The organism is Mesorhizobium sp. BHbdii, assembly GCF_053848045.1.
Window position 1 is genome coordinate 61,879 of record NZ_JBSPKX010000003.1, and the last position, 25,211, is coordinate 87,089.

Consider the following 25,211-nt stretch of genomic DNA (forward strand, 5'->3'; position numbering starts at 1 on the left):
CTGCACCGCAGGCCGTCCACACCTCGACGCCTATGGTGTTTTTCGTCTTTTTCCGTGACGCGGCGTCGCCGGATGACTATATCCGAGGTGATGACCACGACGATCCAAACGATCCGCGACGACTTCTCCCTGCTTGACGAGTGGGAAGACCGCTACCGCTATGTGATCGAACTGGGCGAGGCCCTGCCGCCATTTCCCGATGAGGAACGCAACGCCGCCAACAAGGTGCCCGGCTGCGTCAGCCAGGTCTGGCTGACAACCGAATATGGACCGGGTCCCGATCCAGTCGTCACCTTCGCCGGTGATTCGGACGCCCATATCGTGCGCGGCCTCGTCGCTATCATGCTGGCGCTGTTTTCCAGACGACCGGCCAGCGAGATCCAGAAAACCGACGCGGAAGCCACGCTTAAGGCACTTGGCCTCGACGAACACCTGTCGCCGCAACGCGCCAATGGTCTTCGTTCCATGGTCAAGCGCATTAAGCGCGACGCCGAGGCGGCGTTGAGGCAGACCGCCTGATTAGACAACAGCGCGCGATTGCCCCGCACGGCGGTGAGCCCCGCACCTCGGGCAAGGCGTATCGATTGCTCCAGCGATGCCTCCAAAGCAAAACGGCGCCCGGAGGCGCCGTTCATCGTTCAACCCACGTTGGGAAGAGCCGATATCAGCGTCCCTTGCGCTTGCGGCCGAGACCCATCTTCTTGGCGAGCTGGGAGCGGGCGGCAGCATAGTTGGGAGCCACCATCGGATAGCTTGCGTCCAGGCCCCATTTTTCACGATACTCGTCGGGCGTCAGACCGTAGTGGGTCATCAAATGGCGCTTCAGCGACTTGAACTTCTTGCCGTCTTCAAGACAGACGATGTAGTCGTCATGGACGGAGCGTTTCGGGTTTACTGCCGGCTTCTGCTTGTCGGCAGGAGGTTGTTCACTGGTCCCGCCCACGCGCCCGAGGGCGGCATGAACATCGGCGATGAGGCTCGGCAGCTCGCCGACCGGCACCGGATTGTTGCTGACATAGGCGGCCACGACGTCGGCCGTCAACTCGATCAGCGCATCACTATTTCTGGAAGGTGTTTCGATAATATCCATGGCTTCATGACCCCAACGAGAGTTGTTTCTATCTGCGCCCTATTTTTGACAGGTCGGGCATCGCGCGAAATTTTTGCAGGAAAGAGCCTCTGCGATTCGCGTCACAACATCCTAATGAGCCAGTGAACCAAGTAAGTCAATTCGCTTCTTGCGCTGTATTCATCGATGTTAATAAAATATTCCACGATCAGCTTCAACCTTTCGTGCACTCTGTAATTTTGCGATATTTTCTGGTCCGACCAGCAACGGCTGACGCCCCGTCTGGCTGCCGTTACATCCTCGACGGCCAGTAAAAAGTTCTCAATGCTTGGCTATGCTTGGTTGTGGCGCAGGCTATCTGGTTGTTTTCAGAATCTGCAAAACCATAGGTTGCGATTTGCTGTTTGCAAACAAGCCAGAAATCAGCGCCGCGGACCAGCGCCGATCCATCAATGTGGGGTAATGTATTTTCCGTAGACCCAGCCGGTGACGAAATTGCCGTTGTGTCCCGGATCATGCCAGACTTCGCACCAGCGATAGCGGATCTTCTGTTCCTGCTTCCAAACCGGCTGCTTGGCGAGGTCGAGCAGGTTTATGCCGCCGGTGCATTTCCCGGTCATCTGCAAAACGGCACCGTTGGGATAGGCGGCCTGCTTCTGGGATGACCCCGCCGGGTACTTGCGCACGTTGAGCGTGTCGCCAAACGGAACGTTGGTCACTTGCCAAGCTGCGAACACGGTTGCATGAGATTGGCCGGTAAAGGCCAAAACTGTCGAAGCCGCGACGAAAGCCGCGGCAGCGCGAAAACGGAATTTCATTTTTCTCTCTCCTCCGGCTCATCTTCTGGAGCCCAGCGCAAAACATATATTCCGGCTCTTGAACCTGCGCTGATCGGCGTGTTCATTCTCCATTCAAATAACTTCCACAGCGAGACGCAATGACCCGAACCCCAGCATTTCCGACTGTCAGCCCGCCACAACCCGAGAAGCGGCCGGTCTTCGATCTGCATCATGGAGTAACCCGGACGGACGACTATGCCTGGCTGAGAGCCGACAATTGGCAAGAGATGTTCAGGGATCCGTCCCTGCTCGACGCCCAAATCCGCGCCCATCTCGAAGCCGAAAACGCCTATCAGGCGGCGTTGATGGCCGACACCGCCCAGTTGCGGAAGCAGCTTTTCAAGGAGATGAAGGGCCGCATCAAGGAAGACGATTCTTCCGTGCCGATGAAGGATGGGCCGTACGCCTATGGCTCATCTTTCAAGCTTGGCGGCGAGCAGCCGCGTTATTTCCGCACGCCGCGCGATGGCGGTGACCAGCAGATCCTGCTCGACGGCGATCTCGAGGCCGAAGGCAAGGCCTATTTCCGCCTCGGCGGTGTCGACCATTCGACCGACCACCGCAAGCTTCTCTGGGCCTTCGACGACAAGGGTTCCGAATTCTACACGCTTCGCGTCCGCGATCTCGCCGACGGCAAGGAGTTGCCGGATAGGATCCCGGCTACCGGTGGCGGCGGCGTATGGAATGCTGACAATGACGGATTTTTCTACACCCGCCTCGATCCCAACCACCGTCCTTCCAAGGTGCTGTTCCATGCCCTTGGCGACAGTCCTGAGAACGACCGGCTGATCTACGAAGAAACCGATCCGGGCTTCTTCATGAATGTCGGCGGCACGCGCTCCAACGAGTGGATCATGGTCGGCATCAACGACCACGAGACCTCGGAATATCGCATCATGAGCGCCAGCGAGCCGTTCGCCGAACCGAAGCTAGTTTCGGCGCGCGAGACCGGGCTGCAATACGACCTCGAAGAAGGCGGCGATATCTTCTTCATTCTCACCAACGCCGACGGCGCCAAGGATTTCAAGATCATGACTGCGCCGGCGAGCGACCCGGTGCGCGCCAACTGGCAGGAACTGGTGCCGCACGAAGCGGGCCGGCTGATCCTTTCGGTGATCGGCTTCAAGGACCATATGGTCAGGCTTGAGCGCAAGGAAGGCCTGCCGCGCATCGTCGTGCATGACCGCAAGAGCGGCGAGGAACACCTCATCTCCTTTGACGAGGAAGCCTTCTCGCTCGGCCTGTCGGGATCCTATGAATACGACACCGAGATCATGCGCTTTTCCTACTCGTCCATGACAACGCCGGCGCAGATCTTCGACTACAACATGCGGACCCGCGAGCGCGTGCTGCTGAAGACGCAGGAAGTTCCGTCCGGTCACGACCCGGACCATTATGTGACACGGCGGCTGATGGCGCCCGCCGCCGACGGCGAACTGGTGCCGATCTCGCTCATCCACCATCGCGACACGCCGCTCGACGGATCAGCGCCTTGCCTGCTTTACGGCTACGGCTCCTACGGCATCACAGTCCCGGCCGCCTTTAACACCAATTTGTTTTCGCTGGTCGACCGCGGCTTCGTCTACGCGATTGCCCATGTCCGCGGCGGCAAAGACAAGGGCTATGGCTGGTATGATGACGGCAAGCGGACGCACAAGATGAACACGTTCACCGATTTTGTCGCGGTCGCCCACCACCTCGTCGCCGAACGCTATACGCAACATGACCGCATCGTCGCACAGGGCGGCTCGGCCGGCGGCCTGCTGATGGGCGCGATTGCCAACATGGCGCCGGAATGCTTCGGCGGCATTGTCGCCGAGGTTCCGTTCGTCGACGTGCTCACCACCATGCTCGACGCGACCTTGCCGCTGACGCCGCCGGAATGGCCCGAATGGGGCAATCCGATCGCTTCGGAGGAGGACTACCGAACGATCGCCGCCTACTCCCCCTATGACAATGTCGCCGCGCTCGACTATCCGCCGATTCTGGCGCTTGCCGGTCTCACCGACCCGCGTGTCACCTATTGGGAGCCGGCCAAGTGGGTGGCGCGGCTGCGCGACCGCAAGACCGGCGACAATCCGGTGCTGTTCAAGATCAACATGGACTCCGGCCATGCCGGCGCATCCGGCCGGTTTTCCAGGCTCGAGGAAATCGCCTTCACCTACGCGTTTGCGCTGAAGGTGGCGGGGAAGGCCGACCTTGCCAGCGGCACCCACCGTTTGGACGCGCAAAGGGCGCTGTAGGAGCTTGATCTTGCGCACGATCCCCTGCGGAAAATCGATTCCAATTTCAGGTCACGGCCTGGCTGATTTTCCGCTCGCAATTGCGATGGCCGCGCGCTACCCAATGCGCGGCTTTTCGCGGCCGCGCCACCAAAATCATCCAGTCACGCCAAAGGTCTGCCATGTTGCTCGTCGACGTCTATCTCGACAAATCGCGTATCCAGGGCATCGGAGTCTTTGCCAAGAACCACATTCCCCGTGGCACTCTGGTTTGGAAGCTCGATCCCAATTACGACCGGCGCATTCCCGTCGAGACCTATGAGCGCGAAACCGGGCCGATCAAAGCCTATCTCGATCGCTATTCCTATCCCGACCGGCGCGACCCGAACTACATCGTCTTCGAAGCCGACGACGCACGCTACATGAACCATGCCGATGACCCGAATTGCGACGTCTCCTCGCCCGAGGAGACGTATGCGTCGCGCGACATCGCGCCCGGCGAGGAAATGACCTGCAACTACAATCATTTCTTCGAAGCCGGCTTCGATTTCCTCGGCGACCGCTGACGCGCCGCCATCCCGTTCGGTTTTCGCGTCAGCTCGAAGGCTGCTTGCGCGCCGGATAGCCATTGGGATGCGGCGGTATGGCCTTCAGATAGGCTGATATCGCCGCCCGGTCCTCGGGCGTCAGTTGGGCCATGTTTCTCTGCACGTCGACCATGGCGCCACCGACGGTGTCGAAATCCGGCGTGAAGCCGGTCTCGAGAAAGTTGGCGATGTCAGCCTCCAACCAGTCACCAAGCCCGCCTTCACCCGAAGTAATGTTCGGCACGATGCCGCTGCCTTCGGCAGCAGTGGCTCCGGCCAGCCACTCGCTCTTCCTGGTGCCGCCAGCAAAATCACGCGGCGTGTGGCATTCGCCGCAATGGCCCGGCCCTTCGACCAGGTAGCGGCCGGCCATCACCGGATCCGGCGTGCCCTCGGGGAAGGAAACCACTGGCTGGTCATTCAAATAGAGACGTTTCCACAGCCCGATACCGCGACGGATGTTGAACGGGAATCCCAGCGAATTGGCCGGCGCCTTGCCGGCGACCGCCGGAAGCGTTTTCATGAAGGCATGGAGATCGGCAATGTCGGCCGGCTTCATGCGCGCGTAGGATGCATAAGGAAACGCCGGATAGAAATGCTCGCCGCTCGGCGACACTCCCTTCATCATGGCGTTGGCGAGGTCTTCGACCGACCAAGCGCCGATACCGTCCTTGGCATCCTGCGAAATGTTCGGTGGCACGAAGGTGCCGAACGGCGTCTTGAGTTCGAGACCGCCTGCAAGTTGAAGGCGGGCATCGCCTTGTGAACCTGGCTTCGCATGGCACGATGTGCAGCCTCCGGCATAAAAAATGCGCTTGCCCCTGGCGGCATCGCCGGGGCCGAGCTGCGCCAGGGTCTCAGTGTCGAGCCTGACCGGCGCCGACAGGACCCAGCCGGCGACAGCGCCGGCGGCGCCCAGAACGAGGGCGGCGCCGACGAGTTTTTTCAGCAGGCGCATCGCCCGCGATCAGCCCTTCTTTATCCTGTATGTCTGGTGGCAGGTGCCACAATCGCCGCCTATGGTGTTGAATCCCGCCTTCAAGGCATCGACGTCGGCCGGGGCGGCGGCCGCCGCAGCCTTGACGTCGGCGAGATATTTTTCCTCAATCGCCTTGAAGCCGGCCATATCCTCCCAAATCTTGGGGGCAGCGGTGGTGTCGCCGGTTTCGCTGCCAGCCGGGAAAAGGGTCTCGACGTTTGCATGGAATTTCTCGGCGTTGGCCTGCAGCGCCTTCAACGCCACCAGCACGGCCGCGGCGTCATAGGCGGCCTCGCCCTTGACCACTTTCGACAATTGGCCGGCGATCTTTCCGCGTTCCTTCATCAGGGCCTGGCGCTCCTGGATCGGATCGGCGAATGCCGCCGAACCGGCGAAGGCGAGCGTCGAGATGGCGAGGATAAGCTTTCTCATTCAATTGGCTCCATGGTGAAGACGTTTCGGATGAAGGTCGGCACTGATCGGTAACGGCAAAATTGGCTTAAAAATTCCGGAAATTCGCCTCACGCTTGTGTGAATTTTTTGCGACAGTCGTTCTGTGCTGGAAAAGGGCGGCCGATCTTGAGCCAAAAGAAAAGCCCCGGTTTTACCGGGGCTTTTCTGCAACTCAGTTAGGCCTACGCCTTTTCGTAGAGCTCGAGGACATGGTCCCAGTTGATGAGACTGTCGACGAAGGCTTCGAGATATTTCGGCCGGGCGTTGCGATAGTCGATGTAATAGGAGTGCTCCCAGACATCGACGCCCAGGATCGGCGTCGCGCCATGGACCAGCGGATTCTCGCCGTTCGGCGTCTTCGAGATCGCCAGCTTGCCGTCCTTGACCGAAACCCAGGCCCAGCCTGAACCGAACTGGGTGGTTCCGGCGGCGATGAAGTCGGCCTTGAACTTGTCGTAGCCGCCGAGGTCGCTGTCGAACGCCTTTTGCAGCGCGCCCGGCAATTTGTTGCCGCCGCCGCCCTTCTTCATCCACTTCCAGAAATGGATGTGGTTGTAATGCTGGCCGGCATTGTTGAAGAGCCCGGGGTTCTTGCCGAAGGACTGTTTCACAACCTCTTCGACCGACAAATCGCCGAGCCCGGCTTCGGCAGCCAGCTTGTTGCCGTTGTCGACATAGGCCTTGTGGTGCTTGTCATGGTGATACTCCAGCGTCTCCTTCGACATGTAAGGCTGCAAGGCCTCGTAGTCATAGGGCAAGGCAGGCAGTTCAAAAGCCATCGGTCGTACTCCTCGTGGAAAAATCCGGTGCGATACCGGACTAACATAGGTCTGGATTGATATGGAGCAACTCCGGAATGAAGCGCCGGTTCGCTTTTTCGCCAGTCAGCCGGTCGAAGTCGAATGGGCCCAATCCCAGTAGAGTTCGCGCGCCTTCTTGGCTACAGGCCCAGGCTGGAGATTGCGATCCTCGATGCGGGTGACCGGCACGACTTTTGAATGGTTTCCCGTCGAGAATATCTCGTCTGCTTCGAGGAAGTCACGCACCGACAGCGTCTTCTCGGTGGTCTTGAACCCATACTCGCCAAGCAGCGTCATCGTCCGCGAGCGGGTGATGCCGGACAGGAACGTGCCGTTCGGCGCCGGCGTCAGGACATGGCCGTCCTTAACCAGGAAAATGTTCGAGGTTCCGGTCTCGGCGACATTGCCCAGCATGTCGAGCACCAGGGCATTGTCGAAGCCGCGCATCTTGGCTTCGAGGATGGCACGACCATTGTTGGGATAGAGGCAGCCGGCCTTGGCGTTGGTCGGCATGGTTTCGATGGTCGGGCGCCGGAACGGCGAGACGGTGACCGAAAAGCCCGCCGGCGAGATCATTGGCGATTCGTAGAGGCAAAGGCAGAAACGGGTCGAGGCCGGATCTGCCGGCACGCCCATATAGCCGCCATGCTCGGCCCAGTACATCGGCCTTATATACACCGCCGTCTTGCCGTCGAATTTCTTTAGCCCGTCCCAGGTCAGCCCGACCATCTTTTCGGCGCTCATGGATGGTTTGAGACCAAGCGCGATCGCCGATGCGTTCACCCTCGCGGCGTGGCGGTCGAGATCTGGGGCAACGCCCTCGAACCAGCGGGCGCCGTCGAACACGCTGGTGCCGAGCCACATGGCATGGCTGCGCGGCCCCAGGATGGCGACGTTGCCTTCATACCAGTCGCCGTCCACGAAGGTCCATGTCGCGGATTGCGCCGCAGTTGCCAGTGTCATCGCTTGTTTCCGTTACAGACTTGTCCTGTCTCGCTATTGGAAGATGCTTTGGCGTCTGCCGTCAACGGGGTTTGCTGAGATTTGTTGAGGCCAGCGGTATGTGAATTGCGATCTGTGCTTGCGCCTCGCCTTGCGTCGCCGCAAAACTGTCACCATGCACCATGCGGCTTACGTTTTCGACGCCTACGGCACGCTGTTCGATGTCCATGCCGCCGTGCGCCGTCATGCCGACCAGATCGGGCCGGACGGCCAGCTCCTGTCGGAGATCTGGCGCGCCAAGCAGCTTGAATATTCCTGGGTCAGGACGCTGATGGGCGCCTACACCGATTTCTGGCAACTCACCGAGCAGGCGCTCGATTTCGCTCTGCGCAAGGTTCCCTCCGCGGACAAGGGGCTCAGGGCCAACTTGCTCGACGCCTATTGGCGGCTGGACTGCTATCCGGAGGTGCCGGCCGTGCTCAAGGCGCTCAAGGCGTCGGGCGCAAAGCTGGCGATCCTTTCCAACGGCTCGCCTGAAATGCTGGAGGCGGCGGTCAAATCGGCCGCGCTCGACCAGGTTCTGGACGACATCTATTCCGTCGATGCCGTCAAGCGGTTCAAGGCCGATCCGTCGGTCTACGACATGGTCACTACAGGCTGGCGCCTCTATCCGGGTGCGGTATCGTTTCAGTCATCCAACCGCTGGGACATCGCCGGCGCCACCAAGTTCGGCTTCCGGACAGTCTGGATCAACCGTTCCAACCAGCCCGAGGAATACCGGGACTTTCCGCCGGCCCTGATCCTGCCCTCGCTCGAAGGCCTGCTGGCCGGAGGCTAGCCCGCAATTCTCACACTCCATGTCGCCTGCGTTGCTCTTTCGGCGCGGCAGATACGGTGTCGGCCTGCGAAAAGCGTATAGAGACCTGCGGTTGAGCAGCGCCACACCGTATCTGCCCGCCGAAGAGCAACCCGAAGGGCCGGTTGAAGAAGCCACAGGCTGTGTCGCGGCGCTTGCCCGATGGGACTGCATCGCTCTGCGCGCGGCTCCTACCCTGCCGGCTTCTTGAACCGGCGCAGGCCACATCGAGTGTGAGAATTGCGGGCTAGCGCATGACCCCAAAATCGGGTTCGATTTGCAAAGGATCATGCGCAAAGTAAAAGTCCTACAGCGTCCTTTACGCGTCCAAATGGGCGCACAGCGCTGTAGGCCTGTTGCCTCGGCGCAACAGGGGTGGACCCGTCACAGCTTTGCCTTTGTTTGTCCTCCGTCAGGCCAGAATCGGAACCGCCTATCGCGCCAGGCATTGGTAGGGCTGGCGCCGTACTGATCGGCATATTCATGTTTTGTTTCGATTTGAGACTAGAAGGCAACCATGTTCACAACCGAAATCGAATCTTATCGCCTGAGCCGTCGCGGCTTTCTCAACGCCGCTGCGCTCGGTGCCGCCTCGATTGCGGTTTCCGCCTGCACCACGGTGGGAGGGCAGCCGGTCGAGCCGCCGCCGCTAACTAATGTCGAGCCGCCGCTCCTGGATTATGCAACAATGTACGCTCCGGTCAGCGACGGTGGGTTCGAGCTCCCGGGCATACCGTACGAGAAAATCGACGAGCAATTTCTGCGTCAGATCGTTCCCGATCCGACCGGCCAACCGCCCGGCACCATCATCGTCGATACGGCCGGCCACCACCTCTATCTCGTGCGTCCGGGCGGACAAGCTATCCGTTATGGTGTCGGGCTGGGTCGCGCCGGTTTCGAATGGTCTGGCGACGCCGTCGTCCAGTGGAAGCAGAAGTGGCCGAAATGGACCCCGCCGGCCGAAATGATTGCCCGCCAGCCCGAGCTCGCGAAATACAGCGCCGAAAATGGCGGCATGCCCGGCGGGCTCACCAACCCGCTCGGAGCGCGGGCGCTGTATCTCTTCGAGGGCAACGAGGACACGCTTTACCGCCTGCACGGCTCGCCGGAGTGGTATTCCATAGGGAAATCGGTGTCATCTGGCTGCGTTCGCTTGATAAATCAGGACATTATCGACCTTTATGACCGTGTGCCCAACAAGACGCCGGTGATCGTTACCGCCGGTGTCGGTCAGGAGCTGGTTGCCACGGCAGACCGCAAAGCCATTCCAATCGATGCGGGCGTCCCGGATGGATCCATCCTGCTCGGCCCGGCAAGGTCGATCTCGGACTCGATCTTCTGAGCTGATTGAAAGCGCTGGAGCGGCCGGCGTACCTCTGAACCCGATGCTCTTGTGCTTGAGCATCGGATATTCTCAAACCGGGGTCCAATACCGTCAGCGCCCTCTTGCCAGACTGCCGAGGATACCCCTCACAATCGCCCGGCCCACGGACGACCCGACCGAGCGAACCACCGATTTGATCGCCGCCTCCGCCACCGTCTGGCGATTGGACGATCGCGGTGCCGGTGCCCGCCTGCCGCCGGTGGGTTGGGGGGCGGAATCGTCATTGCCGAAGCCTGGGATAGTCCAGCGTGAGCGGCCGCTCTCCTGCTGCTGCGCCTCTGCGTCGAGAGCGTCCTTGGCTTTTTTCTGCAGCATCTCGAAAGCCGATTCACGATCGATGGTTTGGTCGTATTGCCCGCTAACCGGGCTCTCAGTGATCAGCTTGCGGCGCTCGTCAGGCGTGATCGGGCCAAGGCGTGAAGACGGCGGGCGAACCAGCGTACGCTGGACCATGGACGGAACACCTTTGGCTTCCAGAGTCGAGACCAGCGCCTCTCCGGTGCCGAGCTGCGTGATCACGGTTGCACAGTCGAAGTCGGGATTTGGCCTGAAGGTCTCGGCGGCGGTTCTCACGGCCTTCTGCTCCCGCGGCGTGTAGGCGCGCAAGGCGTGCTGCACCCGGTTGCCGAGCTGGGCCAGAACCGTTTCGGGGATATCCAGCGGATTCTGGGTGACGAAGTAAACGCCGACGCCCTTCGAACGGATCAGGCGGACCACCTGTTCGACGCGGTCGATCAGCACCTTCGGCGCATCATCGAACAGAAGGTGCGCCTCGTCGAAGAAGAAGACCAGCTTCGGCTTGTCGGGATCGCCGACTTCGGGCAGCTCCTCGAACAGTTCCGACATCAGCCACAAAAGGAATGTCGCATAGAGCCGGGGATTCATCATCAGCTTGTCGGCAGCCAGCACGCTGATGGCGCCGCGGCCGTCGCGGGTGGTGCGCATGATGTCGGCGATCCGTAGTGCCGGCTCGCCAAAGAAATTCGTCGCTCCCTGCTGCTCCAGAACCAGCAGCGTGCGCTGGATCGCGCCGACCGAGGGCTTGGTCACGTTGCCGTAGCGAGCGCCGATTTCTTCGGCGCGTTCTGCGATGTTGGCGAGAAGCGCTTGCAGGTCCTTCAGGTCCAGCAGCAACAGGCCTTCCTCGTCGGCGATGCGGAAGGCGATGTTCATGATGCCTTCCTGCGCCTCGGAGAGGTTCATCAGGCGCGACAGAAGCAGAGGCCCCATTTCCGAGACGGTGGCGCGGATCGGATGGCCCTGCTCGCCGAACAAGTCCCAGAAGATGACCGGAAATTCCTGGAAATCATAGGGATCGAGCTTGACCTGCTCCGCACGCTTGACCAGAAAATCCTGTGGCGTGCCCATCATGGCGATACCGGACAGGTCGCCTTTGATGTCGGCGCAGAAGACCGGCACGCCGGCATTGGAGAAACCTTCCGCCAAAATCTGCAAGCTCACGGTCTTGCCAGTACCGGTCGCACCGGTGACCAGGCCGTGACGATTGCCATACTGAAGCAGCAGATTTTCGGCGCGCTGGTAGCTGTCGTCGGGCTTTCGGCTGGCCCCTATGAAAATACTGGTGTCGTCAGCCATGTGTCCGGTCTCCGCAAACCTGAAGTGTTGAAGCCCTGGTCTATTGAAAGTAGCGGGGCTCGCCGCAGGTATAATGACGCCATTGCGCAGCGACAATGGCCATGGTCGAAATTGAGTTTTTGGAGCTTGCGGATTTTGCGCATGTTTGGCAATCGGTTGACGGTTCATTGTCGCAGGACGCGTGTTGCATTGTGATATGGGACGGGGAACCGTAGACTGACGTTCCAGGCCTATCGGCCGAGAAGACGAGGAGAGCGGATGGGCGCCGGTGCCTTGAACCACGATGCCGAACTTCCGAACCCTGACCGGCAGCGGTGGCTGGGCCTTGCGGAAAAAGCCTTGGCCGGCGGATCCTTCGAGGAAAAGCTCGTATCCCATACGGACGATGGCATCCGCATCGAACCGCTCTACGACCGTTCGGTCACCGCAGAGCCTCTGGCGCGGGCAAATCCCAGTTCGCCGTGGATCGTCAGCCAGCGTATCGATGATCCGGATATCGGCCGCGCCAAAGCCCAGGCCCTGGAAGACGTCGCACAGGGCGCCACCGGATTGTCGCTTGTTTTCGAAGGCGCGCCGAATGCGTTCGGCTACGGCCTGCCGAGGACTGCCGAGGCGCTGGAGACCGTGCTCGACGGCGTGCCGCTCAACCGCATCCAGGTTCGCATCGACGCGCATCCCTGGAGCCGCGCCGTGGCCGACTGGCTGGTTGCGTTCTTGAGCAAGCGCCGGTCAGACCCGGCAAAGCTCAACCTGTCCTTCGGTATCGATCCGGCGGCGATCTTTGCCGGAACCGGCCGGTTGCGCATGTCGATCGAGGCCCTGCAGGCGTCGATGCCGCAGTCCCTGGCGCATTTTTTCTCGATGGGCGTGCCCGGGGTCCTGCTGGAGGCAGACGGACGCGTCTTCCACAATGCCGGCGCCACCGAAGCGCAGGAGCTGGGCACCATGATGGCTTCGGCGGTCTCCTATCTCAGGATGTTCGAGGAGGCGCGCCAGCCGCTTGTCTATGCGGCGCCCCATATCGGCTTCGCGCTCAGCGTCGACCAGGACCAGTTCGTGTCGATGGCCAAGGTCAGGGCCCTGCGCAGGCTGTGGGCGCGGGTCCAGGAGGCATGTTCGATCGCCGCGTCCACCGCCAACATCCATGCCGAGACCTCCTTCCGCATGATGACTTCGGCGGACCCGGAGACAAACATCCTGCGCACCACGATCGCCGCTTTTGCCGCGGCAGCCGGCGGGGCGGATTCGATCTCCAGCCTGCCGCATACGATCGCGCATGGCCTGCCGACGGGCTTTGCCCGCCGTGTCGCCCGCAATACGCAACTGATCATGGCCAACGAAAGCCATATCGATCATGTCGCCGACCCTGCTTGCGGTTCGGGCGCCGTTGAAGCGCTGACCGCCGAACTCGGCGAAGCGGCGTGGGAAGAATTCCAGCGGATCGAAGCGGAAGGCGGCGTGCTGTCCAGCCTGCAGCAAGGACACATCCAGAAACGAGTTCAGGCGGCCTCCGCCCGCCGCAATGCTGCCTATCAAGCGGGCGAGCGGGCCATCATCGGCACGACGCTTCACCCTTCGAAGACCGAACGTCCGGTCGAAACGCTGGCGGCGGAGCGGCGGCCTGCCGTCACCGAGGGGGTGGCGGTGTGCGAGCCGCTGTTTCCGATCCGCCTCGATCAATCGATCGGAGCAGCGCCATGATCCCGGACTTTAGCCAAATCGGCTGGTCGGCGCCGCGCCGGGCGCCGATCGAGGTAAAGGGCCAGCGGATGACCCCGGAAGGACTGGCCATCAAGCATCTGTACAACCAGGGCGACCTCAAGGGGTTGCCGCATCTCGACACTTATCCGGGCCTGCCGCCATTCGTGCGCGGCCCCTACCCGACCATGTATGTCCAGCAGCCCTGGACGATCAGGCAATATGCCGGCTTCTCGACGGCGGAAGAGTCGAACGCCTTTTACCGGCGCAACCTTGCAGCCGGCCAGAAGGGACTGTCGGTCGCTTTCGACCTCGCGACCCATCGCGGCTACGACAGCGATCATCCGCGTGTTGCCGGTGATGTCGGCATGGCGGGCGTCGCCATAGATTCCATCCTCGACATGCGCCAGCTCTTCGACGGCATCCCGCTTGACGAGATGACGGTGTCGATGACCATGAACGGCGCGGTGCTGCCGATCATGGCGCTCTACATCGTGGCGGCGGAAGAACAGGGCGTTGCGCAGAAGGACCTCGCCGGAACCATTCAGAACGACATTCTGAAAGAGTTCATGGTGCGCAACACCTACATCTATCCGCCAAAGCCTTCGATGCGGATCGTGTCCGACATCTTCTCCTACACGTCGCAGCACATGCCGAAGTTCAATTCGATTTCGATCTCCGGCTATCACATGCAGGAAGCAGGGGCGACCGCCGACCTCGAGCTCGCCTACACGATCGCCGACGGCATCGAATATGCCCGCGCCGGTGTCGCGGCGGGTCTCGATATCGACCGTTTCGCGCCGCGCCTTTCCTTCTTCTGGGCGATCGGCATGAACTTCTTCATGGAGGTCGCCAAGCTGAGGGCAGCCCGCCTTTTGTGGTCGACCCTGATGCTGAAGAACTTCTTGCCGAAGGACGAGCGCTCGCTGTCGCTGCGAGCCCATTGCCAGACTTCGGGCTGGTCGCTGACGGCGCAGGATCCTTACAACAACATCATCCGCACCATGATCGAGGCGATGGCGGCGACGCAGGGTCATACGCAATCGCTGCACACCAACTCCTTCGACGAGGCGATGGCGCTGCCGACCGACTATTCGGCCCGCATCGCCCGCAACACACAGCTCATCCTGCAAAAGGAATCCGGCACCACCCGCATCATCGACCCGTGGGGAGGCTCTGCCTATCTCGAACGGCTGACGCATGATCTGGCGGCGCGCGCGCTTGCCCATATCGAAGAGGTCGAGAGCCTGGGCGGCATGGCCGTCGCAACCGAAAAAAACATACCGAAGCTGCGCATCGAAGAGGCTGCCGCGCGCACGCAGGCGCGGATCGATTCCGGCGAGCAGATACTGGTCGGCGTCAACGCCCATCGTCCCGAGACGGATATCAAAGTCGACGTGCTGAAGATCGACAATGCCGAAGTCAGAGCCCGGCAATTGTCGAAACTGCAACGGCTGAAAGGCACGCGCGATGTCGGCGCCGTCGAGAGCGCACTGAGTGCGCTGAGCCGGGCCGCGGAGAGCGGCGAAAATCTGCTGGAGTTCGCCATTCGCGCCGCGCGCGCCAACGCCACGGTCGGCGAGATTTCGCTGGCTCTGGAAAACGTTTTCGGCCGTCATGTTGCCTCGGTCCAGACGATCTCCGGCGTCTATCGCAAGGCGCTCGGCGACAATCCCGTGGTCGACCGCCTGCAGGACAAGATCGTGGCATTCGAGGAGAAGTCCGGCGGCAAGCCGCGCATTCTCGTCGCCAAGATGGGACAGGACGGCCACGATCGCGGCCAGAAGGTCATCGCCACGGCCTTTGCCGATCTCGGCTTCGACGTCACCGTTGGGCCGATGTTCCAGACGCCGGAGGAGATCGCCAGGCTCGCGGTCGAGCACGACGTGCATATCATCGGCGCCTCGTCGCTAGCGGCAGGACATTTGACGCTCATTCCCGAACTCAAGGACGCGCTGAAGAAGCTCGGCCGCGACGATATGCTGATCGTCGCGGGCGGCGTCATCCCGCCGCAGGATTACGATGCGGTACGTCAGGCAGGTGCCACCGAAATCTACCCGCCTGGCACAGTCATTCCGGAAGCGGCGGATCGGCTGATGGACCGGCTGCTGCAGGTCGGCTAACACCGGAGGGGGAGATCTATGGCGAACCCGACTTCTGCGAGCTGGCATCCGCTTATCTTTTCGGCATCGCCAAGAATCCATTCGTCGACGGCAACAAGCGCACCGCTTTTGCCGCAGCCGATCTTTTTCTTTATTTCAATGGGCTAAGCATCGAAGCCGAGCAGGCGGACATCATTCAACTGGTCATGATGGTCGCGGCCGGCGAGATCGACGAGGCTGGCGCGGCAGCGTTCTTCCGCGACCATGTCGTCAAGGTCGAGGCCTAACTGGCAGTCAGCTTCACAATCTCCCATTCCTTGCCGTTCACCACGGCAATTTCGCCGACCTTCTTGCCGAACAAGGCCAGGGCCATCGGTGAAACATGGGAAATTGTGCCCTTGCTCGGATCGGCCTCATCCTCGCCGACAATCTTCCAGTGTACCTTCCTGCCGTCATCGCCTTCCAGCGTGACGCCCATGCCGAAGCGAACCAGATTGCTGCCCGATTCCGGCACGGACAGCTCGGCGCTTTCACGCCGCGCGGTCCAGTAGCGCAGGTCGCGCGAAATGAGCGCGATACGCTCGCGGTCGGCCCTCTTTTCCGCTCTGGCCAGATCATCACGCAGGGCCGCCAGTTCGGCGTCGATCAGCGCCAGGCCGCGTTGCGTCACCAGATTGCGGTGCTGACTGATCGGCCGCTCGCCGATGCCGGCGATGGCGTTTTCGCTATCCTCTTCGCGCGTGAAGGCTCTGCTCATCAGTCGAGCTTATGCCTCGCGCGGCGACTTCACAAGCTATTGCCGGCAAACCGGATCGGCCGATCCGGTCTGGCACGATTCCTGCGGCGCGACGGCCGAACGCAGGGGATCTGTGCCGATGTTGAACAGACGAAAATTTCTCGCACGAACCGCCGGCTTTGCCGTCCTGGGCCTCTCGCTCGGCAAGGCAGCTGCGGGCAGCCTGCCCGGAATCGACAATGCCTCGATGCGCGGCTCGATCAACGCTGCCGACCTCGGCGTGCGGCCTGGCGCGCTTGACGACCAGAGCAAGGCCTTCGCCAGGCTGCTGCGCGACGCAAACGACCGCGACATGCCGGTGTTCCTGCCGCCGGGAACCTATGTCGTGTCCAACCTGTCGCTGCCCAGCCGCGTCAGGCTTTCCGGCGTGCCGGGCGCATCGCGGATTGTCTATGGCGGCAACGGCCATCTGCTCATGGCCGAACAGGCCGGGCACATCGAATTCACCGGGCTGGTGTTCGACGGCACCAACCGCTGGATGGGCGATTACGCGCAAGGCCTGCTCGACCTCCGCCGCGTCGCTCACCTCGTCATCGACAATTGCCGGATATCAGGCAGCGGCAAGAGCGGCCTAGCGCTCGAGCACGCTTCGGGCCGCATCGAGCGCTCGGAAATATCGGGCGCGGCCGACGCGGGAATCTTTTCGGTCGAAGCCGCCGGCCTGGAGATATCAGGCAACACCGTGTCCGACTGCGCCAATGGCGGTATCCTGGTGCACCGCTGGCAAGCGGCCGAGGACGGCACCATCGTCAGCGGCAACCGCGTGGAACGCATTCAGGCGCGTAGCGGGGGAACCGGCCAGAACGGCAATGGCATCAACGCGTTCCGCGCCGGCAACGTCGTCATCTCGGGCAATATCGTCTCGGACTGCGCGTTTTCGGCGATCCGCGCCAACACCGCCAGCAATCTGCATATCACCGGCAACACCTGTTCGCGGTCGGGCGAAACGGCGCTCTATTCCGAATTCTCCTTCGAGGGAGCGATCGTCAGCAACAACATCGTCGATGGCGCCGCCAACGGCATCTCCATCGTCAATTTCAACGAGGGCGGCCGCATGGGCGTGTGTTCCGGAAACATCGTCCGCAACCTCTCGACCAGCGGCCCCTACCCTGCAGATGCGCCCGGTTTCGGCGTCGGCATCAGCGTTGAGGCGGATACCACGGTCTCCGGCAACATCGTCGAGAATGCGCCGCTCTACGGCATGCACATCGGCTGGGGGCCGTTCATGCGCAATGTGGTCGCTACCGCGAACATCATTCGCCAGGCCGGAACCGGCATCGCCGTCACCGTGGTCGAGGGCGCCGGGACGGCGGTCGTCTCCGACAATGTCATCGACGGCGCCCAAAACGGCGCGATCGTCGGCCACCGCTGGGCCGAGCCGGTGACCGGCGACCTCGCCTCATCAGGCAATGCCAGCTATGCGCATCTGACCATCGAGCGCAATCATGTGAGCTAAAGCCGTTGCCAGCTCAATGCGGCCGTGGGGCGGAGTGCGCCGACTTTGGCGCCGATCCGGCTTTCGATGGGCGGATGTGCCTGTTCGATCAGTTTCGCCGCCAGCGCCTTGTCGGCGTGCAAAAGCCTGGCAATGCATGCCGCGACCATGACTTCAGCGGCGCGGCCAGCGCCATCATCGCATTTGAGCGCAATGCCGAGGCCAAGCTCAGGAAGTGCCGCGCAATAGACGCCTTCAGCCCCTCCCTTCACAAAAATCCGGCCGGGTGCGGCCTCCATCAGTGCAACATCAGCCCTGCCTGTGCCGGCGACCAGAAAGGGCTCGGCCATGCAGGCGGAAAGCAGCCGCTTTGCGGCCTTGGCGCGCACGGGTTCAAAGCCGACACCGGTCGCCATGCGGGCAAAGCCGAGCGCGAAGCTGCGTAGCGGCACGGCATAGGTCGGGATCGAGCAGCCGTCAGTGCCGCAATGATCGACATCATGGGCAGCACCGGTCACCGCTTGCATTGCGTCGCGCACCATCTCCTGCGAGGCATGGCCTGATTTGACATAGCCGCGATGGGCGATGCCGGCGTGGACGCAGGTGCAGAGAAAGCCCGCATGCTTGCCAGAACAATTGTTGTGCAGTGCGTTTGGCGCCTTGCCGGCACGGGCGAGCGCAACTGTCGCCGCATGGCTGGACGGCCAATGGGCGCCGCATTCCAGCGCGGTCTCGTCCAGCCCGGCCTTCGCCAGCATCGCCCACGCAAGTTCGACATGCGCCGGCTCGCCGGAATGCGAAGCGCAGGCAAGCGCCAATTCGCGGTTGCCGAAACCGTACGCATCGGCCGCGCCGCTTTCGACCAGCGGCAGCGCCTGGATCGCCTTGACCGCCGAGCGCGGAAACACCGGGCGAGCCGTATCGCCGATTTCCCAGACCGGCTTTCCGTCGGCCTCGAAGACCGCAATAGCGCCACGATGCGCGCTCTCGACCACGGCGCCGCGCAAAACTTCGACCAGAACCGGATTTGTCATGAATTCCCCGCTAGAGCGCGATGCGTAACTTTGGCATACCGCTCTATCTCTTTGTTTTAGCCCCATTTCTGCGACGCCAAGTGATTCCACTTGGCTGCAAAATGCTCTAGCGCATGACCTCGAAAATCGGAATCAATTTTCGAAAAGGATCATGCGTAAATCAAAGTGTTACAGCGTCCTTTGCGCGCCGGAAGGGCGCGCGGCGCTGTAAGGCGTGCCGCTTTTATCTGATCCGATCGAGAATGGAAACGTAGTTGGCGACCGCGGCACCGCCCATGTTGAAGATGCCGCCGAGCTTGGCCCCCGGCACCTGGATGCCGCCGGCTTCGCCGACGAGCTGCATGGCGCTCAGCACGTGCATCGAGACGCCGGTGGCACCGATCGGATGCCCCTTGGCCTTCAGCCCGCCGGACGGATTGACCGGCAGGCGGCCGTCCTTCGCCGTCTCGCCGTCCAGCGCCAATTTTGCGCCCTCGCCCGGTTTCGCCAGGCCCATCGCCTCATACTCGATCAGCTCGGCGATTGTGAAACAGTCATGCGTCTCGACGAAAGATAGATCATCGAGCGTCACACCGGCCTTCTTCAGCGCCTGGTTCCATGCATGCTCGCAGCCTTCGAACGCCAGGATGTCGCGCTTCGACATCGGCAGGAAATCCTGCACATGCTCGTTGGCGCGGAAGGCAACGGCGCGGTGCATCTTCAACGCCGTCGCCGTGTCGGCAAGGACCAGAGCTGCGGCGCCGTCCGAAACCAGCGAGCAGTCGGTGCGTTTCAGAGGGCCAGCGACGAAGGGGTTCTTCTCACTCTCGTGCCGGCAGAACTCATAGCCGAAATCCTTGCGCATCTGCGCATAGGGATTGTCGACGCCGTTCTTGTGGTTCTTGGCGGCGATCATCGCCAGCGCGTCCGACTGGTCGCCATAGCGTTGGAAATAGGCTTGGGCGATCTTGCCGAACACGCCGGCGAAGCCTGCCGGCGTGTCGCCCTCCTCGGGCAGATACGAAGCCTTGAGAAGGTTCTTGCCGATTTCTGCGCCTGATGTCGTCGTCATCTGCTCGGCGCCGACCACCAGCACGATACGGGCGGCATTGGCGTCGATGGCGTGGATGCCTTGCCTGACCGCCGCCGAACCGGTGGCGCAGGCGTTCTCGACGCGCGTCGTCGGCTTGAAGCGCAGCCGGTCGTCGGCCTGCAGGACCAGGCTTGCGGTGAAATCCTGTGCGGAAAAGCCGGCATTGAAGTGGCCAAGCACGATCTCGTCGACCTCGTCCGGACCGATGCCGGCATGATCGAGCGCCTCGCTAGCCACCTTGGTGATCAGGCCCTCCAGCGTCTCGCCTTCGAGCTTGCCGAAGCGCGAATGCGCCCAGCCGACGATGCATGCTGTCATAGCTATCTCCATCCCGCGGGCCGGGCTACGCGACGTCGCGGCGCGCCAAAGCATTGTTCAAGCATGAACCGTTCCTGCGACTTCGTGAAGGGGCCAGAACCACACAATCGCTTGATCTTGATATCTGGTCACGGCACCTGACTTTTGCCACCAATTCAGCCCGGATTTTTGTTGATTGATCCGTCAATAAAAAATAACCTTGTCGCCACAGGCCGGAGCAAAGATGCCGAAAATTGGAATGGAGCCGTTGCGCCGCAAGGCGCTCATCGACGCGACGATCTCGGCGATCGGCGAGCGCGGCTCGCTTGATGTGACCATGTCGGAAATCGCCGGGCGCGCCGGGGTGTCCTCTGCGCTTGCCCATCACTATTTCGGCGCCAAGGACGAACTTTTGCTGGCAACGATGCGGCACATCCTGGCCGAGCTGACCGCCGATATGCGACGCGCGCTTCGATCGGCCAGCACGGCGCGCGAGCGCGTTTCGGCGGTGGTCGCCGTCAATTTCTCTGACATCCAGTTCCGCCCGGAAACGATCGCCGCCTGGCTCGCCTTCTATGTGGAGGCGCAGAAATCGTCAGCGCTGCGCCGGCTGCTCAAGGTCTATGCGCGGCGCCTGCATTCCAATCTGTTGAGCGGGCTGACCGGCATCCTGCCGAGAAGCGAAGCCGACCGGGTCGCCGAGGCGACAGCGGCGCTGATCGACGGGCTCTATATCAGGCGCGCGCTGAAGGACGGCGTGCCCAATGCCGTGACCGCGATCGCACTGATCGAGGACTATCTCGAAACGAAACTCAGCCGGCGGAGCGCACAGTGACGTCCAAGCGACCCAATTTCCTGATCGTCATGGTCGATCAGCTCAACGGCACATTGTTCCCGGATGGGCCGGCGGACTTCCTGCACGTGCCGCATTTGAAGGCATTGGCCGCCCGCTCGGCACGCTTTGCCAACAACTACACCGCCTCGCCGCTCTGCGCGCCGGGCCGCGCCTCGTTCATGAGCGGGCAGTTACCATCGCGCACCGGAGTCTACGACAATGCCGCCGAATTCGTCTCGTCGATCCCGACCTTCGCCCATCACCTGCGGGCAGCCGGTTACTACACCTGCCTGTCGGGCAAGATGCATTTCGTCGGGCCGGACCAGTTGCATGGTTTCGAGGAGCGGCTGACCACCGACATCTATCCCGCCGATTTCGGCTGGACACCGGACTATCGCAAGCCCGGCGAGCGTATCGACTGGTGGTATCATAATCTCGGTTCGGTGAAAGGCGCCGGCGTCGCCGAGACCACCAACCAGATGGAGTATGACGACGAGGTGGTGTTCCTCGCCACGCAGAAAGTCTATCAGCTTTCGCGCGAACAGGACGATGCGAACCATCGGCCCTGGTGCCTCACCGTTTCGCTCTCGCACCCGCACGATCCCTATGTCGCGCGCAAGCAGTATTGGGATCTCTACGAACATTGCCAGGCGCTGGATCCGGAAACGGGGTTCATCGCACATGACGAGCAGGACACGCATTCACAACGTCTGTACCGCGCCAGCGACTACCCCTCGTTCGAGATCACCCCTGAGCAGATCCGCCGCGCGCGGCGCGGCTATTTCGCCAACATCTCCTATGTCGACGACAAACTCGACGAGCTTCTGGACGTTCTCAAGCGAACACGCATGCTCGACGATACCATCATCCTGTTCTGCTCGGACCACGGCGACATGCTCGGCGAACGCGGCCTGTGGTTCAAGATGAGCTTCTTCGAAGGCTCGGTGCGGGTGCCGCTGATGATCGCCGGCAAGGGCGTACCAGCAGGACTGATCAAGGCCCCGGTTTCCAATCTCGATGTGGCACCGACGCTTTGCGACCTCGCCGGCATCGACATCGGGGCGATCGCGCCGTGGACCGACGGCCAGTCGTTGCTGCCGCTCACCGTGGGCAGGCAGCGCACCGCGCCTGTGTTGATCGAGTATGCAGCGGAAGGCTCCTGTGCGCCCTTGGTGGCGATCCGCGACGGCAGATACAAGTTCGTCCATTGCGAGCTTGACCCGCCGCAACTGTTCGACCTCGAATCTGACCCGCTCGAGCGGGATAACCTCGCCGCCGATCAGGCCCATGCTGCGTTGGTGGCGACGTTCATGGACAAGGTGCGGGCGCGCTGGGACATGGCCGGCTTCGACGCTGCCGTGCGCGAAAGCCAGGCGCGCCGCTGGATCGTCTACCCGGCGCTGCGCAACGGCGCCTATTACCCGTGGGATTTCCAGCCGCTGCAGAAGGCATCTGAGCGCTACATGCGCAATCACATGAACCTCGACAATCTCGAAGAGAGCAAAAGGTATCCGCGAGGCGAATGATGACACCCCTTGTGCCCTCCCTCGATCATCTCAGGCAGGCCTATGCCGTCACCGCCAAGGCGACGCAGGTCACGCCATTGCTGGAATCGGCGGCGCTCGCCAGGGAGACCGGAGCTGCCCGTGTCTTCGTCAAGCCGGAATCGCTCCAATGGGCGGGATCGTTCAAGGTGCGCGGCGCCTATTGGCGGCTGAAGCGGCTGTCGCCCGATGAAGCCAGGAAGGGCGTCGTCGCCTATTCCTCCGGCAATTTCGCGCAAGGACTGGCCGCCGCCGGCCAGGCGCTGGGCATTCCGGTCACCATCGTCATGCCGATCGACGCGCCGGCCGCCAAGCGCGACGCAACGGCCGGCTATGGCGCGCGCGTGGTGCTGACCGACCATGGCGAACGCGCGCGTGAGGAGGTTGCCGCCGCCAAGGCGCGCGAGATCGCCGAGACCGAGGGGCTGGCGCTGCTGCATCCGTTCGACGACCCCGAGATCGTCGCCGGCCAGGCTGGTGCGGGGCTGGAGGCGCTCGAGCAACTCGATGCCAGGAATGCCAGCGCCGATCTGCTGTTCTGCGCGGTCGGCGGCGGCGGGCTGATCGGCGGCGTTTCGCTGGCTTTCCACTATCTGTCGCCGGCGACCGAGATCATCGGCGTCGAGCCGGAAGGTTTCAACGGCATGGGCGCGTCGCTGGCGAATGGCGCCATCGAGACCATGCCGATCGGGCCGAAATCGATCTGCGACGGGCTGATGGCGCGAAAGCCCGGCGACGCGCCGTTCGCAGCGGTCAGGACCGCGGGCGTTCGCGGCATCACCGTCGACGACCAATCGGTGCGCTGTGCGATGCGGATCGCCTTCGAGCGGATGAAGCTGGTGCTGGAACCTTCGGGCGCTGCATCGCTGGCGGCGCTGCTCGGCGGCAAGGTGGATGTGAGCGGCAAGACGGTGCTCGTGGTGGCAACCGGCGGCAATGTCTCGCTCACCGATTTCATGGCGCATATGAACCATGCTTGAGGCGGATTTCGTCATCATCGGCGCCGGCTCGGCCGGCTCGGCCATGGCCTACCGGCTGTCGGAAGACGGCAAATATTCGGTGATCGTGATCGAATTTGGCGGCAGCGACATCGGGCCGCTGATCCAGATGCCGTCGGCGCTGTCGATCCCGCTCAACATGAGCCTCTACGACTGGGGTTTTGCCAGCGAGCCGGAGCCGCATCTCGGCGGCCGCGTGCTGGCGACGCCGCGCGGCAAGGTCATCGGCGGCTCGTCCTCGATCAACGGCATGGTCTATGTGCGCGGCCACGCCCGCGACTTCGACCACTGGGCCGAACAGGGCGCGGCCGGCTGGGGATTTGCCGACGTGCTCCCCTACTTCAAGCGCATGGAGGACGCCAACGGCGGTGAGAATGGCTGGCGCGGCCACGGTGGCCCGCTGACCGTGCAGCGCGGCTCAAGGACGAATCCACTCTACGGCGCCTTCGTCGAGGCAGGCCGTCAGGCCGGCTTCGAGCTGACCGACGACTACAACGGCGCGAAGCAGGAAGGCTTTGGGCCGATGGAACAGACCATTCGCGGCGGCCGCCGCTGGTCGGCGGCGAGCGCCTATCTCAGGCCGGCGCTCAGGCGGAAAAACGTCAGCCTGGTCAAGGGTTTCGGCCGGCGGGTGATCATCGAGAATCAACGCGCCACCGGAGTCGAGATCGAAACGCGCAAACGGATTCAGGTGGTCAAGGCGCGACGTGAAGTGATCGTTGCCGCCTCCTCGATCAATTCGCCCAAGATCCTGATGCTGTCCGGCATCGGCCCGGCCGAACATCTCAGGGAATACGGCATTCAGGTAATCGCCGACCGGCCCGGCGTCGGTCGCAACCTGCAGGACCATATGGAGCTCTACATCCAGCAGGAATCGACGCAGCCGATCACGCTGAATTCGGTGCTGAATCCCTTCTCCAAGGCAATGATCGGCGCGCAATGGCTGTTCTTCAAGTCGGGTCTCGGCGCAACCAACCATTTCGAGGCGGCCGCCTTCGTGCGCTCGCGCGCCGGCGTCGACTATCCCGATATCCAGTATCATTTCATCCCAGCGGCGGTCCGCTACGACGGCAGGGCGGCGGCGAAGGCGCACGGTTTCCAGGCGCATGTCGGGCCAATGCGATCGAAGTCGCGCGGTTCTGTCACGCTGCGCTCGCCAGATCCCAAGTCGAAGCCGGTGATCCGCTTCAACTACATGTCGCATCCGGACGACTGGACCGAGTTCCGCCACTGCATCCGGCTGACGCGCGAGATCTTCGGCCAGTCGGCATTCGACCCTTATCGCGGCAAGGAGATCTCGCCGGGCTCGCACGTTCAGTCAGACGACGATCTCGACGCCTTTATCCGCGATCACGCCGAAAGCGCCTATCACCCTTGCGGCACCTGCAAGATGGGCCGCAAGGATGATCCGATGAGCGTCGTCGATCCGGAATGCCGTGTCATCGGCGTCGAGGGGCTGCGGGTCGCCGATTCCTCGATCTTCCCGCGCGTCACCAACGGCAATCTCAACGCACCGTCAATCATGACCGGCGAGAAGGCCGCCGACCACATTCTTGGCCGCACGCCGCAGGCGCCGTCCAACCAGGAACCATGGATCAATCCGCGCTGGCAGGTGTCGGACAGATAGGGGATGATCCGGCGGACTGTCCGCCCGCCAGCCCCCGGCGAAAGAC

22 protein-coding genes and 1 pseudogene are annotated in these 25,211 nt (G+C 62.3%); 13 read left to right on the forward strand and 10 right to left on the reverse strand.

The window, feature by feature from the left end:
- Positions 1-90 precede the first annotated feature (90 nt).
- Positions 91-519, forward strand: a complete 429-nt coding sequence (locus ACWTU8_RS17315; RefSeq protein ID WP_065010477.1) for a SufE family protein — start codon at positions 91-93, stop codon at positions 517-519.
- A 145-nt stretch (positions 520-664) separates the two neighbouring features.
- On the opposite strand, the gene ACWTU8_RS17320 is transcribed toward ACWTU8_RS17315, so the two are convergent.
- Together ACWTU8_RS17320 and ACWTU8_RS17325 are read right to left on the reverse strand one after the other, a co-directional pair.
- Positions 665-1,090 carry a MucR family transcriptional regulator gene (locus tag ACWTU8_RS17320; RefSeq protein WP_029354623.1) on the reverse strand — a complete coding sequence of 142 codons (426 nt, stop codon included), beginning with the start codon at positions 1,088-1,090 and terminating at the stop codon, positions 665-667.
- A gap of 428 nt (positions 1,091-1,518) precedes the next feature.
- On the reverse strand, positions 1,519-1,887 hold the full coding sequence (locus ACWTU8_RS17325) for an SH3 domain-containing protein (RefSeq protein WP_455849131.1): 369 nt from the start codon (positions 1,885-1,887) through the stop codon (positions 1,519-1,521).
- Between the two features lie 119 nt (positions 1,888-2,006).
- Between ACWTU8_RS17325 and ACWTU8_RS17330 the strand changes: the two genes are divergently transcribed.
- Together ACWTU8_RS17330 and ACWTU8_RS17335 are read left to right on the forward strand one after the other, a co-directional pair.
- Positions 2,007-4,151: a S9 family peptidase gene (locus tag ACWTU8_RS17330; RefSeq protein ID WP_455849132.1), complete on the forward strand. Its 2,145-nt coding sequence runs from the start codon at positions 2,007-2,009 to the stop codon at positions 4,149-4,151.
- Between the two features lie 161 nt (positions 4,152-4,312).
- A complete protein-coding gene (locus ACWTU8_RS17335; protein ID WP_029354629.1) occupies positions 4,313-4,696 on the forward strand; it encodes an SET domain-containing protein in 384 nt (127 codons plus the stop codon).
- 28 nt (positions 4,697-4,724) lie between these two features.
- Here the strand turns inward: ACWTU8_RS17335 and ACWTU8_RS17340 are convergent, their stop codons facing one another.
- The 4 genes from ACWTU8_RS17340 to ACWTU8_RS17355 all read right to left on the reverse strand — a co-directional run bounded on the left by ACWTU8_RS17340 (position 4,725) and on the right by ACWTU8_RS17355 (position 7,912).
- Positions 4,725-5,675: a c-type cytochrome gene (locus ACWTU8_RS17340; protein WP_455849133.1), complete on the reverse strand. Its 951-nt coding sequence runs from the start codon at positions 5,673-5,675 to the stop codon at positions 4,725-4,727.
- A 9-nt stretch (positions 5,676-5,684) separates the two neighbouring features.
- Entirely contained in the window at positions 5,685-6,128 is a 444-nt protein-coding gene (locus tag ACWTU8_RS17345; protein ID WP_065010411.1) for a c-type cytochrome, read from the reverse strand.
- A gap of 203 nt (positions 6,129-6,331) precedes the next feature.
- Positions 6,332-6,928, reverse strand: coding sequence for a superoxide dismutase (locus ACWTU8_RS17350; protein ID WP_029354634.1), 597 nt, complete (start codon positions 6,926-6,928; stop codon positions 6,332-6,334).
- Between the two features lie 105 nt (positions 6,929-7,033).
- Positions 7,034-7,912: a branched-chain amino acid aminotransferase gene (locus ACWTU8_RS17355; RefSeq protein WP_127211997.1), complete on the reverse strand. Its 879-nt coding sequence runs from the start codon at positions 7,910-7,912 to the stop codon at positions 7,034-7,036.
- A 154-nt stretch (positions 7,913-8,066) separates the two neighbouring features.
- Here ACWTU8_RS17355 and ACWTU8_RS17360 point away from each other — a divergent pair, with 154 nt between their 5' ends.
- Positions 8,067-8,729: a haloacid dehalogenase type II gene (locus ACWTU8_RS17360; protein WP_455849605.1), complete on the forward strand. Its 663-nt coding sequence runs from the start codon at positions 8,067-8,069 to the stop codon at positions 8,727-8,729.
- A 535-nt stretch (positions 8,730-9,264) separates the two neighbouring features.
- The gene (locus tag ACWTU8_RS17365; RefSeq protein WP_287338023.1) at positions 9,265-10,089 is read left to right on the forward strand and encodes a L,D-transpeptidase; all 825 of its coding nucleotides are present in this window, start codon (positions 9,265-9,267) and stop codon (positions 10,087-10,089) included.
- A 93-nt stretch (positions 10,090-10,182) separates the two neighbouring features.
- On the opposite strand, the gene ACWTU8_RS17370 is transcribed toward ACWTU8_RS17365, so the two are convergent.
- Positions 10,183-11,727 (reverse strand): helicase HerA-like C-terminal domain-containing protein, encoded by a 1,545-nt coding sequence (locus tag ACWTU8_RS17370; protein ID WP_455849134.1) that lies wholly within the window; start codon positions 11,725-11,727, stop codon positions 10,183-10,185.
- A gap of 258 nt (positions 11,728-11,985) precedes the next feature.
- On the opposite strand from ACWTU8_RS17370, the gene ACWTU8_RS17375 reads away from it, so the two are divergent.
- The 3 genes and pseudogenes from ACWTU8_RS17375 to ACWTU8_RS17385 all read left to right on the forward strand — a co-directional run.
- The gene (locus ACWTU8_RS17375) at positions 11,986-13,428 is read left to right on the forward strand and encodes a methylmalonyl-CoA mutase subunit beta (protein ID WP_455849135.1); all 1,443 of its coding nucleotides are present in this window, start codon (positions 11,986-11,988) and stop codon (positions 13,426-13,428) included.
- Positions 13,425-15,548 carry a methylmalonyl-CoA mutase gene (gene scpA, locus ACWTU8_RS17380; RefSeq protein ID WP_455849136.1) on the forward strand — a complete coding sequence of 708 codons (2,124 nt, stop codon included), beginning with the start codon at positions 13,425-13,427 and terminating at the stop codon, positions 15,546-15,548. The genes ACWTU8_RS17375 and scpA overlap by 4 nt, the downstream gene beginning before the upstream one ends.
- A gap of 11 nt (positions 15,549-15,559) precedes the next feature.
- Positions 15,560-15,814: pseudogene (locus tag ACWTU8_RS17385) on the forward strand (type II toxin-antitoxin system death-on-curing family toxin); the annotation flags it as partial.
- Here the strand turns inward: ACWTU8_RS17385 and greA are convergent.
- The gene (gene greA / locus ACWTU8_RS17390) at positions 15,811-16,284 is read right to left on the reverse strand and encodes a transcription elongation factor GreA (protein WP_455849137.1); all 474 of its coding nucleotides are present in this window, start codon (positions 16,282-16,284) and stop codon (positions 15,811-15,813) included. The pseudogene ACWTU8_RS17385 and the gene greA sit on opposite strands and share 4 nt — an antisense overlap.
- A gap of 118 nt (positions 16,285-16,402) precedes the next feature.
- Between greA and ACWTU8_RS17395 the strand changes: the two genes are divergently transcribed.
- Entirely contained in the window at positions 16,403-17,779 is a 1,377-nt protein-coding gene (locus ACWTU8_RS17395) for a TIGR03808 family TAT-translocated repetitive protein (protein WP_455849138.1), read from the forward strand.
- On the opposite strand, the gene ACWTU8_RS17400 is transcribed toward ACWTU8_RS17395, so the two are convergent.
- Both ACWTU8_RS17400 and ACWTU8_RS17405 read right to left on the reverse strand, forming a co-directional pair.
- On the reverse strand, positions 17,776-18,792 hold the full coding sequence (locus ACWTU8_RS17400; protein WP_455849139.1) for an asparaginase: 1,017 nt from the start codon (positions 18,790-18,792) through the stop codon (positions 17,776-17,778). The two genes, ACWTU8_RS17395 and ACWTU8_RS17400, sit on opposite strands and share 4 nt — an antisense overlap.
- A 223-nt stretch (positions 18,793-19,015) precedes the next feature.
- Positions 19,016-20,182, reverse strand: coding sequence for an acetyl-CoA acetyltransferase (locus tag ACWTU8_RS17405; RefSeq protein WP_455849140.1), 1,167 nt, complete (start codon positions 20,180-20,182; stop codon positions 19,016-19,018).
- A 223-nt stretch (positions 20,183-20,405) separates the two neighbouring features.
- Between ACWTU8_RS17405 and betI the strand changes: the two genes are divergently transcribed.
- The 4 genes from betI to betA are packed head-to-tail and all read left to right on the forward strand — an operon-like array spanning position 20,406 to position 25,165.
- Complete coding sequence (gene betI, locus ACWTU8_RS17410) at positions 20,406-20,996, forward strand: choline-binding transcriptional repressor BetI (RefSeq protein ID WP_455849141.1); 591 nt, start codon at positions 20,406-20,408, stop codon at positions 20,994-20,996.
- A complete protein-coding gene (betC, locus tag ACWTU8_RS17415; protein WP_455849142.1) occupies positions 20,993-22,522 on the forward strand; it encodes a choline-sulfatase in 1,530 nt (509 codons plus the stop codon). The genes betI and betC overlap by 4 nt, the downstream gene beginning before the upstream one ends.
- Complete coding sequence (locus ACWTU8_RS17420; RefSeq protein ID WP_287330621.1) at positions 22,519-23,520, forward strand: threonine/serine dehydratase; 1,002 nt, start codon at positions 22,519-22,521, stop codon at positions 23,518-23,520. Before betC ends, ACWTU8_RS17420 begins: the two co-directional genes overlap by 4 nt.
- Positions 23,513-25,165, forward strand: a complete 1,653-nt coding sequence (gene betA / locus ACWTU8_RS17425) for a choline dehydrogenase (protein ID WP_455849143.1) — start codon at positions 23,513-23,515, stop codon at positions 25,163-25,165. The genes ACWTU8_RS17420 and betA overlap by 8 nt, the downstream gene beginning before the upstream one ends.
- The last annotated feature ends 46 nt before the right edge of the window (positions 25,166-25,211 follow it).

What these genes read in the sequence shown, in the direction of transcription:
- ACWTU8_RS17315 (WP_065010477.1), top strand. Translation starts at nt 91, where the DNA reads ATGACCACGACGATCCAAACGATCCGCGACGACTTCTCCCTGCTTGAC.
- ACWTU8_RS17320 (WP_029354623.1), bottom strand. Translation starts at nt 1,090, where the DNA reads ATGGATATTATCGAAACACCTTCCAGAAATAGTGATGCGCTGATCGAG.
- ACWTU8_RS17325 (WP_455849131.1), bottom strand. Translation starts at nt 1,887, where the DNA reads ATGAAATTCCGTTTTCGCGCTGCCGCGGCTTTCGTCGCGGCTTCGACA.
- ACWTU8_RS17330 (WP_455849132.1), top strand. Translation starts at nt 2,007, where the DNA reads ATGACCCGAACCCCAGCATTTCCGACTGTCAGCCCGCCACAACCCGAG.
- ACWTU8_RS17335 (WP_029354629.1), top strand. Translation starts at nt 4,313, where the DNA reads ATGTTGCTCGTCGACGTCTATCTCGACAAATCGCGTATCCAGGGCATC.
- ACWTU8_RS17340 (WP_455849133.1), bottom strand. Translation starts at nt 5,675, where the DNA reads ATGCGCCTGCTGAAAAAACTCGTCGGCGCCGCCCTCGTTCTGGGCGCC.
- ACWTU8_RS17345 (WP_065010411.1), bottom strand. Translation starts at nt 6,128, where the DNA reads ATGAGAAAGCTTATCCTCGCCATCTCGACGCTCGCCTTCGCCGGTTCG.
- ACWTU8_RS17350 (WP_029354634.1), bottom strand. Translation starts at nt 6,928, where the DNA reads ATGGCTTTTGAACTGCCTGCCTTGCCCTATGACTACGAGGCCTTGCAG.
- ACWTU8_RS17355 (WP_127211997.1), bottom strand. Translation starts at nt 7,912, where the DNA reads ATGACACTGGCAACTGCGGCGCAATCCGCGACATGGACCTTCGTGGAC.
- ACWTU8_RS17360 (WP_455849605.1), top strand. Translation starts at nt 8,067, where the DNA reads ATGCACCATGCGGCTTACGTTTTCGACGCCTACGGCACGCTGTTCGAT.
- ACWTU8_RS17365 (WP_287338023.1), top strand. Translation starts at nt 9,265, where the DNA reads ATGTTCACAACCGAAATCGAATCTTATCGCCTGAGCCGTCGCGGCTTT.
- ACWTU8_RS17370 (WP_455849134.1), bottom strand. Translation starts at nt 11,727, where the DNA reads ATGGCTGACGACACCAGTATTTTCATAGGGGCCAGCCGAAAGCCCGAC.
- ACWTU8_RS17375 (WP_455849135.1), top strand. Translation starts at nt 11,986, where the DNA reads ATGGGCGCCGGTGCCTTGAACCACGATGCCGAACTTCCGAACCCTGAC.
- scpA (WP_455849136.1), top strand. Translation starts at nt 13,425, where the DNA reads ATGATCCCGGACTTTAGCCAAATCGGCTGGTCGGCGCCGCGCCGGGCG.
- greA (WP_455849137.1), bottom strand. Translation starts at nt 16,284, where the DNA reads ATGAGCAGAGCCTTCACGCGCGAAGAGGATAGCGAAAACGCCATCGCC.
- ACWTU8_RS17395 (WP_455849138.1), top strand. Translation starts at nt 16,403, where the DNA reads ATGTTGAACAGACGAAAATTTCTCGCACGAACCGCCGGCTTTGCCGTC.
- ACWTU8_RS17400 (WP_455849139.1), bottom strand. Translation starts at nt 18,792, where the DNA reads ATGACAAATCCGGTTCTGGTCGAAGTTTTGCGCGGCGCCGTGGTCGAG.
- ACWTU8_RS17405 (WP_455849140.1), bottom strand. Translation starts at nt 20,182, where the DNA reads ATGACAGCATGCATCGTCGGCTGGGCGCATTCGCGCTTCGGCAAGCTC.
- betI (WP_455849141.1), top strand. Translation starts at nt 20,406, where the DNA reads ATGCCGAAAATTGGAATGGAGCCGTTGCGCCGCAAGGCGCTCATCGAC.
- ACWTU8_RS17420 (WP_287330621.1), top strand. Translation starts at nt 22,519, where the DNA reads ATGATGACACCCCTTGTGCCCTCCCTCGATCATCTCAGGCAGGCCTAT.
- betA (WP_455849143.1), top strand. Translation starts at nt 23,513, where the DNA reads ATGCTTGAGGCGGATTTCGTCATCATCGGCGCCGGCTCGGCCGGCTCG.